This window comes from Vibrio sp. PSi01 (assembly GCF_054960695.1).
Map to the genome: position 1 here is coordinate 35615 of NZ_JBHNYN010000020.1, position 16034 is coordinate 51648.

Sequence of the window (16034 nt, forward strand, 5' to 3'; positions counted from 1 at the left end):
CACTATGCCTATTTACATCCAAGATTGTGGTTTCCACTCGGCGCTAGGCTCGAGCGTTGCTGACATTCACGGCTGCCTCAAAGACATACGTAAATCCAATATGGTTGAAGTCAGTGATATGCTGAATGATGGCAAGTCGACTGTCATCGGTAAGGTGACTGGTGAACTGCCTGAAATCCCTCAGCACCTTGCCGAATACGCTACTCGCAACAATCAGTTAGCTTTATCGGCTCTTGAGCAAATCAAAGATTCTATCGAGCAAGCAAAGTCACAATTTGACGCAGATAGAATTGCTGTGATTATCGGCACAAGCACCTCGGGGATTTCTGATGGTGAAGCCGCTTTCAAACATAAATTGGTAAACGGTGAGTTTCCTGAGCACTATCACTACTCAAAACAAGAGCTAGGGAATACCTCTGAGTTTGTTAGTCAATATTGCTCATTAACAGGGCCAAGCTACGCAATCTCGACCGCTTGCTCGTCCAGTGGCCGTGTATTTCTGGCCGCTCAACGCTTGTTGGATTCAGGCATGGCTGATGCTGTGTTGGTTGGAGGTGTAGACACCTTGTGTAAGCTGACGCTCAATGGCTTTCATGGTCTGGAAGCACTTTCGACCACACATTGTCAGCCATTTAGTGCCTCTCGAAATGGCATCAACATCGGTGAAGCAGCGGCATTTATGTTGCTCAGTAAAACAAAAGTGAATGTCGCTGATACAAACCAGAATATACCTAGCATTGCTTTATTAGGCTGTGGTGATAGCTCTGATGCACACCACATTTCAGCGCCCCACCCTGAAGGAAATGGCGCAGAACAAGCTATGAGAAAAGCTTTATATTCTGCACAGTTACAAGCGGATGACATTGGTTACATCAATGCTCATGGCACCGCAACACAGCTCAATGACTCGATGGAAAGCAAAGCCATTCATCGTATTTTTGCAAACAAGGTTCCCGTTAGCTCAACCAAGCCGCTCACCGGGCATACTCTTGGCGCTGCAAGTGCGATAGAGGCTGCAATAGCATGGCATATTTTAAAATATGACTTACCGCTTCCCTTACAAAAATGTCAGGATAAAGCTGAGGATATTGAGATTGATTTGGTAAACTGTGCCCAGAAACTTAAAGTAAAGAACATCTTAAGTAACTCATTTGCTTTTGGTGGCAACAACATTAGCCTGATTTTTGGTGTAGTAAATGACTGATATCCCCTCTGTAGACCAACTTCTCCCACATGATGACCCGATGATATTAATCGATCGTGCCATCAGCGTAGAGGCGTTATCGATTCACTGCCAAGTGGATATTGGAGCACATAACCTGTTCTTTAACGCAGACACTCAAACCGTACCCGCTTATGTTGGTATCGAGTTTATGGCGCAGTCGGTTGCCGCGTGGTCTGGATACCACGCATTAAAAAACAGCACTGCTCCCCCGATCGGCTTCTTGCTGGGTTCTCGCCGTTACAAGTCACTGTGTGATGAGTTCACTCAAGGTCAGACCCTTGATATCTACGCCGAGCAACTGATGGAAGACAGTGGCATGGCTGTGTTTACCGCCCGAGTCGAAGACCAAGGTGAGATAGTGGCTCAATGCCAACTCAACGTCTACGTGCCGACCGAACAAAAATTACAAGAAATGAAAACTAGGAGCCCATCATGACCCGACAGGTTTTAGTCACTGGTGCCAGCAAAGGCATTGGTAAAGCGATCGCTATTCAACTCGCAAAAGACGGGTTTGAAATCGCCGTTCATTACATGGGTGACAAACAGGGTGCCGAAGACACATTAAAGTCGATCACTGAGCTCGGTGGTGCTGGACGTCTAATCCAATTTGATATCAGTAATCGCAGCGAATGTCGCGAAACACTTGAGTCAGATATTGCCGAGCATGGCGCTTACTATGGTGTTGTGAATAATGCCGGTATTACTCGTGACACCGCATTTCCAGCCATGACGGAAGAAGAGTGGGACGGCGTTATCCATACCAACCTCGACAGCTTCTACAACGTTCTTCACCCGTGCGTGATGCCTATGGTTCAAAAACGCAAAGGCGGTAGAATTGTTACTCTGGCTTCTGTATCCGGCATCATGGGTAACCGCGGTCAAACCAACTATGCAGCAGCAAAAGCGGGCGTGATTGGCGCAACTAAGTCTCTGGCTTTAGAGCTAGCGAAACGTAAAATCACAGTAAACTGTGTCGCTCCGGGTTTGATCGATACAGGTATGGTGGATGAGCATGTGAAAGATCATGCGCTTCCTCAAGTACCACTGCGCCGAATGGGTGAGCCGGAAGAAGTGGCAGGCCTAGTCAGCTACCTAATGTCTGATATTGCAGGCTACGTCACTCGCCAAGTGATTTCAGTCAATGGAGGCTTAGTATGACCCGCCGCGTTGTTGTAACTGGCATGTCTGGTGTTACCGCGTTTGGTAATGATTGGCAGCACATCGAACCAAAACTAAAAGCCTGTGAAAATGCCACTCAGTATATGCCAAGCTTTGAGCAGTATGATGGCCTCAACACTAAGCTAGCTGCGCCCATTGATGACTTCCAACTGCCTAAACACTATAAACGTAAGCAAGTACGTGGCATGGGCCGTGTATCGCGTCTAGCCACCGTTGCGACAGAAAATGCACTAGAGCAAGCAGGGCTGATTGGCCACGACATTTTGACCAATGGCGAAACAGGCATTGCTTACGGCTCTTCAACCGGCAGTACTGATGCTGTAGGCGCGTTTGGCGTAATGCTCAACGAGAAGTCGACACGAGCGATCACCGCAACAACTTACGTGCAAATGATGCCACACACCGCAGCGGTAAACGTAGGATTGTTCTTTGGCCTGCGCGGCCGCGTGATTCCCACCAGCAGTGCCTGTACTTCAGGAAGCCAAGCGATTGGTTACGCCTATGAAGCGATCAAACACGGCTACCAAACCGTAATGGTTGCCGGTGGTGGTGAAGAGCTATGCCCAACTGAGTCTGCTGTTTTCGATACCCTTTTTGCTACCAGTTTAAAAAACGACACGCCAGAAAAATCCCCTAGTCCTTACGACAGCGAGCGCGATGGCTTAGTTATTGGTGAAGGTGCCGGCACGCTTGTTCTTGAAGAGTATGAACATGCCGTGGCTCGTGGTGCAAAGATCTACGCGGAGATCATCGGCTTTGCCAGCAACTGCGATGCTGCTCATGTGACCCAACCTCAGATGGAAACCATGCAAATCTGTATGGAAAAAGCTCTGAAAGATGCGCAACTTCCGGCAGAAAAAATCGGTTATGTTTCTGCGCACGGTACCGCCACTGAAAAAGGCGATATTGCAGAAAGTAATGCTACGGCGAACATTTTTGGCGAAGTGCCAATCAGTTCATTGAAAAGCTACTTTGGTCATACACTTGGTGCATGTGGTGCGATTGAAGCTTGGTTAAGCCTCGAAATGATGCATTCAGGTTGGTTCAGCCCAACATTGAACCTTGAGAACATCGACGAACGCTGCGGCAAGCTTGATTACATCACAGGATCTGGCCGTGAATTAAATGTTGAATACCTAATGAGCAATAACTTTGCCTTTGGCGGTATCAACACTTCAATCATCTTCAAAAAAATCTAGGATAGATAATGAAAAACTGGTTAGTTGTTGCTGTTATCGTTTTGCTCGCAGGTTGTAGTGCCCCGAAGTATTCAGGAAATGCACTTCCTGAAGCAAATAACGTCGAAAATATCACTATCGTAGAAGATGTAAAAACACGCAGCATTTTCCTCGATTCCATGCTCGACTGGTGCCTGAACAATCAGGTGAAATGTAAAGTCGTTGCAGACGGTTCAGAACATAACCCAGAGGATATTACGCTTGATTACGTATCTCGCTGGAGTTGGGATTTCAGAACCTTTGTGGCAGACGCCAAGATCTCAGCTTATCAAGATCAACAGCGCGTAGGCAACGTAGAATTTAAGGCGCCCAATAGCGGCAATTTATCAAAGTTTGGCGACGATATCGAACGCATCAAAGCGATGATGGATATCTTGTTCGATAAAAAAACAGCGGCTCAAGCGACCCAACTGATTACTGACGACAAGCTATAACGATTCAACTCTAATCGACACTGTTCTAATCGGCAAAGCTCTAAGCGACGAAGCTCAAGACAAATAAAAAGGGTCAGTAACCAAGTTACTGACCCTTTTTTAAATCTAGCAATCGCTCAATTAAGCGTTAGCTTCACGCTCAGCGATGAACTCAAGAGCCATCTTGATACGAGCGATTACGCGCTCTTTACCAACAAGCTCCATCACAGCATCAACAGAAGGAGACTGGCCACCGCCTGTTACTGCTACACGAAGTGGCATACCGATTTTACCCATGCCGATCTCTAGCTCTTCACATACCGCTGCAATTACACCATCTTTGATGTTTACAGTAGTGAAATCTTCAAGTGCTTCAACCTTAGCAAGAGCAAGTTCTAGTGGGCCTTTAGCAACACCACGTAGGTGCTTCTTAGCTGCGCCAGCTTCAAACTCAGAGAAATCTTCGTAGAAGTAACGAGACTGCTCAGCAAGTTCGATAAGCGTGTTACAACGCTCGCCAACTAGCTTGATCACTTCAGTGATCGCTGGGCCGTTTGTTGTATCGATCTTCTGTGCGTCTAGGTGCCATTGCAGGTATTTTGCAACGTACTCAGGCTCAGAAGTCTTGATGTAGTGGTTGTTCAACCAAAGTAGCTTTTCAGTGTTGAATGCAGATGCAGACTTGCTGATTGCTTTAAGGCTGAAGAACTCAATCATCTCTTCTTGAGAGAAGATCTCTTGGTCACCGTGAGACCAACCTAAACGAACTAGGTAGTTGTTCAGTGCATTTGGTAGGTAACCTTCATCGCGGTATTGCATTACAGAAACAGCACCGTGACGCTTAGAAAGTTTCGCACCGTCATCACCAAGAATCATTGCACAGTGAGCGAAAGTTGGAACTGGCGCGCCTAGTGCTTCGTAGATGTTGATTTGACGAGGTGTGTTGTTGATGTGATCTTCACCACGAACAACGTGTGTAATACCCATATCCCAGTCATCCACTACAACTACGAAGTTGTAAGTTGGAGCGCCGTCTGTACGACGAATGATTAGGTCATCAAGTTGGCTGTTAGAAATTTCAATGCGACCACGAATTTGGTCATCAAATACTACGCTGCCTTCTTTAGGATTACGGAAACGGATAACGCACGCATCACCTTCTTTTGCTGCTTTGTTTGCTGCAACAATTTTAGGGTGGTTCGCATCGTAACGAGCCATTTCCTTGTTTTCTTCTTGCTCTGTACGAATTTCGTCAAGCAGCTCTTTAGACGCGTAACATTTGAATGCTTTGTCTTCAGCAAGTAGCTTATCAACCATTTCGTTGTAACGGTCAAAACGCTTAGATTGGTAGTAAGGACCTTCATCCCATTCCATACCCATCCATTGCATGCCTTCTAGAATTGCATCAACCGCTTCTTGAGAGTTACGCTCAAGGTCCGTGTCTTCGATACGTAGAACGAATTCACCACCTTGGTTCTTAGCGAATAGCCAAGAGTAAAGTGCAGTACGTGCACCACCAACGTGAAGATAGCCAGTTGGGCTAGGAGCAAAACGAGTTTTAACCGTCATTTAAATACCTTGATTATGTAGGTGATTCTTTTAGTGGGGTCTAATACAAAGTCTGTAATAGCCAAATATCACTAAATTTTGGGCGCTATTTTATCACCACCGCTTAAATCTACAATCAGTAGTGAATGATTAATGCGCGGATCTTGTGCGAAAGCCACTGTAGAAAGGCCAAATTCAGCTTCGATGTAGCAAATCTATAGTCTGAGCCAATAAATTATAGCCACGCTTTTCTTTAACTCCCGCTTATTTCACCAGCGTACCCCACCCATTAATATGCCACTAATATCAAATTCTTGAATTTATGTTTGACCTTACCCTTACGGGAAGGTTTATGTTAGGCGTAGATGAGAATTGGAGTATCGATATGAACCATTACACAACTGCGCTCAACGGCCTAAATTGCATGGGTTGTGCGAAGAAAGTTCGCACACTGTTTGGCGAAGTCGACAATACGACGATCAATGATATATCGCCGACATACATCGATATTTCGACTCCTTTTAGTTACGTTCAACTCAACGAAAAGTTAGCGACGCTTGGTTATAGCATGGGCAATAAACTACACCTTTCGTTATCCGGTCTTAGCTGCGGTAAGTGCGTGAGCAAGCTGACTCAAGCACTTGAACACACCGAGCAAATCTCAGACCTAGAAATCAGCAAACATGAATTGTCCTTGGTTACTCTGCTTTCAGAACCCGATCTTATTGAGCTGATCGAAAGCGTGGGTTATCACGCGGCTCCCTACACTGAAGTTAATGAGCCTTTATCTAATTCAGATTCAGAAGACGATAAAAAAACAGCGCCAGTGGAGCCGACACAAGATAAACCTGCTGCTAGCCAATATACCTATCACCTGGTTCTTGAGGGAATGACGTGTGCGAGTTGTGTTTCTTCGGTAGAGAAAGCGCTGAAAAAGAATGAGTTCGTCGACCAAGCTCAGATCAACCTCGCAGAGCAGACAGCCTTGGTCTTCACGTCTAAAAAACGTGACGTCATCGAGAACGCTCTCATAGAATCGGTGAAAAACGCAGGTTATGGTGCCGAGTTCGTTGATGACGCGGCAACTCAACAAAAAAAACAGCAAGAACAACAACTTTCTACTCAACAAGCCTTTCTTAGAAACTCAGTAAGTGCGCTGCTTATCGGTGCTCCGCTAATGGCTTGGGGCGTGTTCGGTGGCAGCATGACCATTGCCACGTTTAACGACCAACTGACTTGGGGCTTGGTTGGTGTCGTTTGTTTGATACTGCTTGCAACCTCAGGTCGCAGCTTCTTCACCAATGCTTGGCAATCTCTGATGCATAAACGTGCGACCATGGATACCTTGGTCGCTCTGGGTACAGGCGCAGCATGGTTCTATTCAATGTTGGTTGTTCTGATCCCATCGTGGTTCCCTGAAGCTTCTCGTCATGTCTATTTTGAAGCCAGCGCCATGATTGTTGGCCTTATTTCTTTGGGTCACTACATTGAAGCCAAAGCCAAAGCACGTACCACTAAGTCTTTACAGGCGCTGATAAACTTACAGCCTCAAAAAGCCGTGGTTATCGTCGATGGTAAAGAGCAAACTATCGCCGTAGAGGTCATCCAAGTCGGTATGCAAGTACGAGTGAAACCGGGAGAAAAAGTCCCTGTCGATGGTGTCGTGGTATCTGGCGAATCTTATATCGATGAGTCGATGCTGACTGGCGAACCGCTTCCCAACGTTAAATCGATTAATGATGGTGTTTCAGCAGGAACCATTAATGGTGATGGCAGCTTAATCATTGAAGCAACTGGGATTGGCTCAAGCACCATGTTGGCTCGAATCATTCAGATGGTTCGCCAAGCACAAAGCAGCAAGCCTGCGATTGCTAAGCTTGCAGACTCCATCTCAGCTATTTTCGTTCCGGTTGTGGTCGCTATCGCAGCTATTGCCGCCCTAGTTTGGTTTTTTGTTGGCCCACAACCTAGCGCCAGTTATATGCTCGTAGTATCGACTACCGTGCTGATCATCGCTTGTCCATGTGCCTTAGGCCTAGCAACGCCGCTCTCAATTACTGTAGGCGTTGGCAAAGCCGCTGAGTTTGGCGTTCTGATCAAAGATGCCGATGTGTTGCAATCTGCAAGCAAAATTGATGCTGTCGTGTTTGATAAAACAGGCACCCTAACCCTAGGTAAGCCAACCGTTCAGCAAGCCTTTTATGGCGATTTATCAAAGCAAGAACTGCTAGAGTACGCCTATTCGGTAGAGGTAGGGTCAGAGCATCCATTAGCCAAAGCCGTTTGCCAATATGCAGAGAGCTTACAAGTTTCAGCACTACCCCATAGTGATTTCGAAAATCAACGAGGGCTTGGCGTACAAGCAATAATTAACGGCAAAAACGTTCAAGTCGGCTCTCTAAAGTACCTCACCCAACTCGGCATTGAGACTAAAATTGGCGCGGACTTTATCGAGCTTTGTCGTACACAAGCATGGACACCCATCTTCGTTGTAATCGATCAAAAACTGGAAGGTATATTTGGCATTTCAGACGCATTAAAAATAGATAGCAAACAAGCCATTGCTCAACTAAAATCCGCCGGAATTCACACCGTGCTGTTAACAGGCGACAACGGTTCTGTTGCTCAAGCGATAGGTAAAAGTGTCGGTATCGACGAGGTTATCTCGGAGGTGCTTCCAGAGCAGAAAGCTCAGCATATTGTTCAGCTTCAACAACAGTATAAGAGCGTAGCCATGGTCGGAGACGGGATTAACGACGCGCCTGCACTTGCTCAGGCGGATATAGGTATAGCAATGGGCAGCGGCAGCGATGTCGCGATTGAAAGTGCTCAAATGACGCTACTCAACTCGTCGCCCTTATCTGTCAGTAACGCGATAGAGCTGTCCCAAGCGACCGTGAGAAACATGAAGCAAAACCTCTTTGGTGCCTTCATCTATAACTCACTTGGTATTCCTATCGCGGCCGGTGTGCTCTACCCATTTTTCGGATTTTTACTAAGCCCAGTCGTTGCAGGCGCAGCGATGGCGATGTCGTCAATTACAGTGGTGAGCAATGCCAACAGGCTGAGATTGTTCAAGCCCACTCATTCTAATATCAATAAAAACCATATTCATGAGGTCAACCATGATTCGTAAAGTTATGACTCTTACAGCACTCGCTGCAATTTCAGGACAAGCTTTAGCTACTGATGTTCTAAACCACAAATCACCATACTGCGGTTGCTGCACAGAATGGACAGAACATATGCAAGATGCCGGGTTCGATGTTACAGAGAAGCTCCACGATGACATGAATCCAATCAAACAAAAGCTAGGTGTAACGCCAGAGCTTTCCTCTTGCCACACGGCAGAGATCGACGGTTACGTATTTGAAGGGCACATTCCAGCAGAAGACGTGAAGGCCTTTTTAGAAAACCCACCACGTAATGCGATTGGCTTGGCTGTTCCTGGTATGCCTATGGGCTCTCCGGGAATGGAGCATGGCGATAAGAAAGACGAGTATTCTGTGTATGCGTTTAACGAGAAAGGTCAGGTGTTTGAATACCGTCATTACAATGGTAATTAGAGCGTAAATAAACCGACACACAGCAATATTTAAGAAGTTATAAAAATAGAGCCTAGCATTAAGCAAACCCAAGACTGTGGTTTACTTGCTAGGCTCTTTGCTTTTGGACAGTAAAGCAAATCTTATCGCAGCACTAACCGGGCTGTTAGTGCCGCTGTATTTTCGTCGCTAGTTTGCGAATACGCTATTTAACAAAAAGCTAATTAACGAAGAAGCTCACTTGGCCAATAATCTAATCGACTAAACAGCCAAGTGAATCAGCTAGAAGCCGTAAGAAGCACCGAATACGAAGGCGTTGTTCTGCTTAGAGTCGCCGTTTGCGAAATCTACACCGTTAGCTTGGCTACGGAACTCAAAGTAAGGTTGAACGCCTTGACGAGTCCATGTTGCACGTAACTCGTGGTCCATCGCTTCAGCATCAATCATGTATACGTTGTTGTAGCTAAGCGCTAGGTCAGCATTCACTGTGTAAGCAATGCGGTTATCCATGCGGTAGTCTGTGTCAGCATCAGCAGAAGTATCGTCAATGTGCGCACGAGTACGGTTACTAATAGAGATACCGTTATCGAAGTTGTAACCAATCTTAACTAGTGGACGGAACTGAATGCTCTCACCCGCAGAGAATAGGTGTTGGTAACCAGCAGCAACCCATAGGTTGTCAGTAATGTTGAAAGATTGCTCACCACCGACAGTGATGCCAGGAGTAGTATTACCTGCACCGCCATTTTCAGATTCAAGTTTACCCAGTTGGATGCCATCAAACTCAGAGTAAACCGTGAAGCCGCCTAGAGAGTTGTCAAACGTGTGACCAGCTTCTAGCGTAGAGGTCATGTCAGAACCGTGAATACGGCCATCGTCATGAATTTGGATGTTACCTGTTACGTAAGAAGAACCAGCAAAAGCACTAGAAGCGAAAGCAAGAGAAAGAGCACTTAGAGCGATAATTTTTTTCATAGTAAACTGCCTTAGTTTGATTTTTCAGCGGCATATCTTCGGTACATCATTCACCTTCACCGCTTGAGTAGTTGGTCGCCTCCCTGGCATGAAATCTATGTTGCTCGAATTAATTTGCGTTTCAAAATAAAAGAGTAGGCAGAGTGATCTCTCTCACTATCAAAAAACAACAACTTATTTAACATATTAAAATCAGTTACTTAAAAACATAAAAATTGATAAAAAACTCAAGATGGAAAAATGTACAGACCGGGATCACATTATTTTACGGTGCGAAATTAGATTCAGTAAGTTGAATCACATTTGATTTAGAGTTTTTTATGAAGGACTTATTTTTTGAAGAGAATAATGAGAAGTGCGTCACTTTTGTGATGAACCTCATCTTATGTGCACTGTTGACGTTATAAACCAAGACGGTTTCTATATGTTTCCGTTTTGGATGAGAGCCTAATTCGCAACAAACAAAAAGAGCTCCCACTTTTTACCTTGAGTAAGATAATAACGAGGGAGCTCTTCTATTAATGTTGCTTATCGATTATTTAACTGAGGTTACTCGACTTACTTTCTCGCCACTTTCAGAGATAGAGCGGATGTAAGTTTCGCCAGAAACCGATGGACGTTGTTGCTCATCGTACGTTAACCAGTTTTCGCCATCAGCAGAGTACTGAAGCTCTACGCCTGGGAATTGAACGTTCATCGCTAGCTTGCCATCCACAACCTGAGCGCCCGGTACTGGTAGTCGATAATCAATGCCTGCTTTCTCAAGCTTAGCTAGTTCACGTTGACCAACAATATTCGCAAAGCGATTAAAGTCGCTGTTTAGAGCCTGCTTATTCACTAAGTTGGTTTCTTGAGAGTACTCAACGCCCACTTTGTAGTCATTTTCCCAATCAGCTCGGTGCCATGCGCGCTCTGCTGCTGCAAGTACGCGAGGGAATACCATGTATTCATACTGCTCGTCGGTACGTACTGTTTCAGACCAAAGCTGTGCAGACAAACCATAGAAAGGTTTCGCTTCAATTTCGCCTTTACCAGAGAAGCCATTGCCGTCACGGTCTAATGATGTTTCTGCGTTTTGTGGCATGTTTTCTGGTGCGAAGCCAAACATCTTACGTGTATCAGTTGCACGCGTTGCCCAGTAGTAACCGCGCTCTGCAGCATCAACTTCGTATGGCATATCCATGTATACGTAGTCCGGGTTAGAGACAATCACGTCATACCCTTTCGCTGACCAGTCGTATACTGATGAAGTTCCGCCCCAGTAAAGAACGTCCCAGAAGTTTACGCGAGTGCTTTCGGTTGCAAATGCTTTCTCGCCTTCGCTGTATTTAAGGCCATCTTGCCATGCTTGGAAGTGAGGGATGCCTTTGTCAGCAACAATCTTAGATACCTGCTCTGCAAAGTGACTTGGCAAATGACCGAAGTCGCTTACCGTTCCATCAGTGATCAAAGACTGACACTGTGGAGACTGTTGGAATGGCTTATTTTGCTTAGACAAATCGATGTTGCCTTTCCAAGCCACTTTATCTTCTGCATTAATATCTTGTAAGCCAGCGCCTAACTTGATGTTTTTCGCTTCATCGCCGCCGAAGTGCCAAGTCGTTAGTGGAACGCCCGCTTCTTGGTGCATTGCTGCCACTTCAGAGATCACTTTATCAACAAAGTGAGTTGAAGATTCCATACATGGATTAATGAAGCTTTGCTTATCGTAGAACTGAACAGTCGTCACATTCGATGTATCTTGTGGATCCATCAAGCGGTATTCATTTGCTTCCGCTTCTTTACCATCCGCCATTAGGCGAGTGTAACGCGCTTCCATCGATACCACAGCAGAACGAGCGTGTGCTGGCATATCAATTTCCGGAATGACTTCGATGCTGCGCGCTTTTGCGTAGCTTAAAATCTCGACGTAATCCGCTTTACTAAAGAAACCAGAGCCAAAGTTGTCTGTTGTTGGACCTGAACCTAGCTGAGGCAGTAAACAGCTTTGCTCTTCCAAATCAAAACAACGATTAGACCCTACATCCGTTAGCTCTGGTAAACCTGGGATTTCTAAACGCCAGCCTTCATCATCTGTTAGGTGAAGGTGCAGTTTGTTCATCTTGTATGCTGCCATTTGATCTAGCGTTGCTAAGATGGCATCTTTTGAGTGGAAGTTTCGAGCAACATCCACCATCACACCACGGTAATCGAAACGTGGCGCATCTTTGATCGACAGTTGTGGTAATGATTCAGCGTTCTGACTGTCTATTAGGCCAAAAATAGACTGAACTGCGTAGAAAGCACCTGTTTTATCAAACGCTTTAATCGCAATCCCCTCTTCCGAGATGCTTAGTTCATAAGCGCCAGATTTTGCTAAATCACCCGTAAACTGAGTAGGAACAACGGTAACACTTACTGGAAGGTCACCACTCACATCTACGTTTACCACATCTGCACGTTCTTCAATTGCAGCGAACTGATCAGCATCGAATACGTCTTTTGGTAGGGCAATACCACCAGCAATGCTGACTGAACCTTCACCCGCTTCCACCGACATTGGCGTTGGTAATAGCGTTGTTGATACGTCTTGCGTTGCTAGATCCGCATTCTTTTCGAAACGCGTCACCGCTGTAGCCATTACGTTATTGTCATCAGGTGTACGTTTAAGGTTGTTACCCTCTAGGCCCGTTACGAATGACGCGACATCTTCCGTATTCAATGAAGCAATCATCTTAGGTTCTGCGTTTGGCGCGGTTACGAATGCACCTGGCATAAAGTCGGTTTCAAACAGTTGCCAGTATTCACTCGTCAGTGGAAGAATCACTTCATCACCAGCCTCAAAACCATCGAACTTATCTGTAGGCTCTAGTTTGTGTAGGTCACCCGTTACACGAGTGATTTTAAACTGTTCGTTATCAACATCTAAAATAAGGCGAATACTGTGGAAGTAGATAGTCCAATCTTTCGAATCAATCGCTTCACCGTCATTGGTCAAGGTCATGTTCACTTTATTACATGACGCCCACTCAGCACCTAAGTCCTGACAAGCCATACCCTCATTCGCACCGTGATTGGTTAGGATTTCATATCGCACATCAAGGTTATCAGCCAGTGCATTAACAACCCGTTGCTCAGGTGCTTGCGTTACTGCACAACCCGTCAAGCCAGCCAATACTGCTACAGATAGTAAGTTTCTCTTCAACATCGTATTCACCCATTAATTTAAAAATTGAGTCAGAAGCAAAGTGGAGCGCTTCGAAAGTTAGATAAACTATATGGGCTTATTTTTTGCCGTGAATTAAATCAGGCCAATTCAGTGATCAGCTTCAAATCTAAAAAATATTGATAAATTTAATTTTAATAAAATCATCAAGTTACGATTAACGACACTTCCGTCACTTTTATTTTGACGTAATAACTGAGAATTAAATCACAATCTTTTCAAAGGATTTCATAAAATCATGTCGTTGATAGAGAGAAAGGTTTAACAGTTTGTTGGTGTTGTTATACTTTTCGTACAAACAACGTGACATCGTTCTCAAAAAAAACCGTTAAAAAACTCCGTCAAAACCCTTTTTAACGAGTTTATTTCTTTCTAAAGGAGCTCTCTTTGCGCACATTCTTGTACTTTACGTTACTCACTCTCGCCTTTTCCGCAAAGCAAGCTGTCGCCGAACCTCTTTATTGGCAAGCAAAAAAGGATGATTTGACGCTCACTATCCTAGGATCGATACATGTAGGTAACGAGAGCATGTACCCGCTTCCCACACAGATCACTAACACGTTGAAAAAGAGTGACGGGCTAATTGTCGAAACGGATGTCAGAAAGTCAGAGGGCGTTGTATATCCCACGCCTAAAGTGACTACGAGTGATGTATTAAACGAAGAGCAAGAACAAATGCTGGTCGACATAACAAAGTCATTAGACATGCCAACTCAGCAACTACTTAATGCCCCACCTTGGGCGACAGCGATATCGATACAAATGCAACAGTTGAAGAATCTTGGCTACGCATCGGCCGGCGGTGTTGATGCTACTTTGGCTTACAAGGCGACGATTCAAGATGTGCCTGTTATCAGCTTAGAGCCTCTACAATTTCAAATAGATCTAATTTCAGGACAAAAAGATTCTGGTAAAGAATGGTTAACGACTAGCCTCGAACAATTCGATCATATTGATGACGACACTCACTGCTTAATCGAGAGTTGGAAAGCGGGAGATATAGCGAAACTAGAGCAGTTTGCGAAACTGTCGGAAATGCCACATGACCTAGAAAAAGCATTCCTAACCGATCGAAATATCGACTGGGCAAACAAGCTCTTCGCTAATGATTGGAAACTGGATTCAAAGGGACACTACTTGCTCGTCGTTGGTACTTTACACCTCATCGGAGAAGGCAACCTTTTACAGTTATTAGAAGAGAAAGGTTTCATTGTCACTCAACAATCACAAAGCCAACAAGCCGAGTGTCAATTTGAGGTAGATGCAAAAAACTAGCGAGGTTCAAACCCCACTTTCAATGCTCTGAAACGACGAAAGCCTGCTCAATGAGCAGGCTTTCTAAATGTGGTCGGTGAAGAGGGATTCGAACCCCCGACCCTCTGGTCCCAAACCAGATGCGCTACCAAGCTGCGCTATTCACCGAGATATCTAACGGGCTGTTTGCCTGTCGATGAAGCGTATAATACGGATTCTGAATTTATGCGCAAGAGCTTTTTTCACTCTTTTTTACAATATCGAATCGTTCGAACAAAAGACGTACAACTCCAATGCCAATGTGACGAAAAACACACAGTTGCCAACAAGTATTTAACTTATGAAACAGGATTGATCCAGATCAGTAAATTGATAACACCAGTTAATACACTAAGCCGTGTCATATAACTTTGAGGTATACACATGGACTTTTGGCTAGAACTCCTATTTGGTAATGCAGTGGGACTATCTTCAATGATAGTAATATTCGGGGCTCTAGGTCTCATGATGTTCTATGGAGGCTTCTTCATCTACAAAGTTATGACCGAAAAATCTCCTCACTAGAATCGCTCAGCCTGGATCATTTACTTTTAAGTATCATTTTCTTGATAAATAAATGTTAAAACGCTTTGCACCGGAGTAGATATCTCTTGCCTGCTCCGGTTTTTTCATTTTCAAACCCTGTCTCAACTTAGGTATACTTACCCTATCCTTCTCCAACTTGAGATGAACACTATGTCTCATGATGACGACTTAGAGTTATTCCAACAAATGATGGGCGATGTTAAGCGTATCGACCATGACACCGCTGAACATCAAAAGGTACATAGAGTTACCGAATCTCACCTTGCCAAGCGTGAAGCCGCGATGTGGCTGTCTGAGGATGAAAAAGATTACCTTTCACTCGACTATTCTCCAATGGTCAAACCAGACGACGTCATTGCTTATAAGAAAGATGGCGTACAAGAAGGCGTATACAAAAAGCTGCGCTTAGGAAAATATCCTATTCAAGCCAAACTCGACCTTCATAGAAAAACACTGAAAGACGCTCGTAACGAAGTGCTCTCATTTTTACGCCAGTGTTTAAGAATGGATGTTCGCACCGTCATCATTGTTCACGGTAAAGGTGAGCGCTCAAATCCACCAGCTATGATGAAAAGCTACGTGGCGAATTGGCTCATGCAAATTAACGATGTTCAATGTGTTCATTCTGCTCAGCAATTTCATGGTGGTACTGGCGCAGTGTACGTAATGCTCAGAAAGAGCAATGACAAAAAGCTAGAGAACAGAGAGCGCCATCAAAAACGCACCAGTTAACTCGTTGAAACAGATAAGTACCTGATAGCGATTTTGCATCAAGATCGATATTTAGTGCCTAGACTCACACCAAGTGCTAAAATTGTCTTTAGTTAACGAACCCCAACTCAAAGCAACTATCCAAAGGTTGCTTTT

At 44.9% G+C, this 16034-nt stretch carries 13 protein-coding genes and 1 tRNA gene; 10 read left to right on the forward strand and 4 right to left on the reverse strand.

Annotation, left to right across the window (positions count from 1 at the left end; translation table 11 throughout):
* Window positions 1-4: 4 nt before the first annotated feature.
* The 5 genes from ACFI6G_RS19545 to ACFI6G_RS19565 are packed head-to-tail and all read left to right on the forward strand — an operon-like array spanning window position 5 to window position 4076.
* Window positions 5-1204, forward strand: a complete 1200-nt coding sequence (locus tag ACFI6G_RS19545; RefSeq protein ID WP_016767039.1) for a beta-ketoacyl-[acyl-carrier-protein] synthase family protein — start codon at window positions 5-7, stop codon at window positions 1202-1204.
* Complete coding sequence (locus tag ACFI6G_RS19550) at window positions 1197-1661, forward strand: hotdog family protein (RefSeq protein WP_016767038.1); 465 nt, start codon at window positions 1197-1199, stop codon at window positions 1659-1661. The genes ACFI6G_RS19545 and ACFI6G_RS19550 overlap by 8 nt, the downstream gene beginning before the upstream one ends.
* Window positions 1658-2383 carry a 3-ketoacyl-ACP reductase FabG2 gene (locus tag ACFI6G_RS19555; protein WP_016767037.1) on the forward strand — a complete coding sequence of 242 codons (726 nt, stop codon included), beginning with the start codon at window positions 1658-1660 and terminating at the stop codon, window positions 2381-2383. Before ACFI6G_RS19550 ends, ACFI6G_RS19555 begins: the two co-directional genes overlap by 4 nt.
* Complete coding sequence (locus ACFI6G_RS19560; RefSeq protein ID WP_010439211.1) at window positions 2380-3603, forward strand: beta-ketoacyl-ACP synthase; 1224 nt, start codon at window positions 2380-2382, stop codon at window positions 3601-3603. The genes ACFI6G_RS19555 and ACFI6G_RS19560 overlap by 4 nt, the downstream gene beginning before the upstream one ends.
* An 8-nt stretch (window positions 3604-3611) precedes the next feature.
* Window positions 3612-4076: an Sbal_3080 family lipoprotein gene (locus tag ACFI6G_RS19565; protein WP_462710430.1), complete on the forward strand. Its 465-nt coding sequence runs from the start codon at window positions 3612-3614 to the stop codon at window positions 4074-4076.
* Window positions 4077-4196: 120 nt separating this feature from the next.
* Here ACFI6G_RS19565 and gltX read toward each other — a convergent pair whose 3' ends face one another.
* A complete protein-coding gene (gltX, locus tag ACFI6G_RS19570; protein ID WP_016767036.1) occupies window positions 4197-5624 on the reverse strand; it encodes a glutamate--tRNA ligase in 1428 nt (475 codons plus the stop codon).
* A 331-nt stretch (window positions 5625-5955) separates the two neighbouring features.
* Between gltX and ACFI6G_RS19575 the strand changes: the two genes are divergently transcribed.
* Window positions 5956-8739: a copper-translocating P-type ATPase gene (locus tag ACFI6G_RS19575; protein WP_462710431.1), complete on the forward strand. Its 2784-nt coding sequence runs from the start codon at window positions 5956-5958 to the stop codon at window positions 8737-8739.
* A complete protein-coding gene (locus ACFI6G_RS19580; protein ID WP_010439200.1) occupies window positions 8729-9169 on the forward strand; it encodes a DUF411 domain-containing protein in 441 nt (146 codons plus the stop codon). Before ACFI6G_RS19575 ends, ACFI6G_RS19580 begins: the two co-directional genes overlap by 11 nt.
* Before the next feature lie 261 nt (window positions 9170-9430).
* Here the strand turns inward: ACFI6G_RS19580 and ACFI6G_RS19585 are convergent, their stop codons facing one another.
* Window positions 9431-10123, reverse strand: coding sequence for an oligogalacturonate-specific porin KdgM family protein (locus ACFI6G_RS19585; RefSeq protein ID WP_010439198.1), 693 nt, complete (start codon window positions 10121-10123; stop codon window positions 9431-9433).
* 535 nt (window positions 10124-10658) lie between these two features.
* Complete coding sequence (locus tag ACFI6G_RS19590; RefSeq protein WP_462710432.1) at window positions 10659-13310, reverse strand: beta-N-acetylhexosaminidase; 2652 nt, start codon at window positions 13308-13310, stop codon at window positions 10659-10661.
* Between the two features lie 405 nt (window positions 13311-13715).
* On the opposite strand from ACFI6G_RS19590, the gene ACFI6G_RS19595 reads away from it, so the two are divergent.
* Window positions 13716-14603 carry a TraB/GumN family protein gene (locus tag ACFI6G_RS19595; protein WP_065107140.1) on the forward strand — a complete coding sequence of 296 codons (888 nt, stop codon included), beginning with the start codon at window positions 13716-13718 and terminating at the stop codon, window positions 14601-14603.
* Between the two features lie 70 nt (window positions 14604-14673).
* On the opposite strand, the gene ACFI6G_RS19600 is transcribed toward ACFI6G_RS19595, so the two are convergent.
* Window positions 14674-14750, reverse strand: a tRNA-Pro gene (locus tag ACFI6G_RS19600).
* Between the two features lie 255 nt (window positions 14751-15005).
* On the opposite strand from ACFI6G_RS19600, the gene ACFI6G_RS19605 reads away from it, so the two are divergent.
* Together ACFI6G_RS19605 and smrA are read left to right on the forward strand one after the other, a co-directional pair.
* Complete coding sequence (locus ACFI6G_RS19605; RefSeq protein WP_004736246.1) at window positions 15006-15146, forward strand: DUF3149 domain-containing protein; 141 nt, start codon at window positions 15006-15008, stop codon at window positions 15144-15146.
* Between the two features lie 171 nt (window positions 15147-15317).
* Window positions 15318-15899: a DNA endonuclease SmrA gene (gene smrA / locus ACFI6G_RS19610; RefSeq protein WP_010439191.1), complete on the forward strand. Its 582-nt coding sequence runs from the start codon at window positions 15318-15320 to the stop codon at window positions 15897-15899.
* Window positions 15900-16034: the final 135 nt, after the last annotated feature.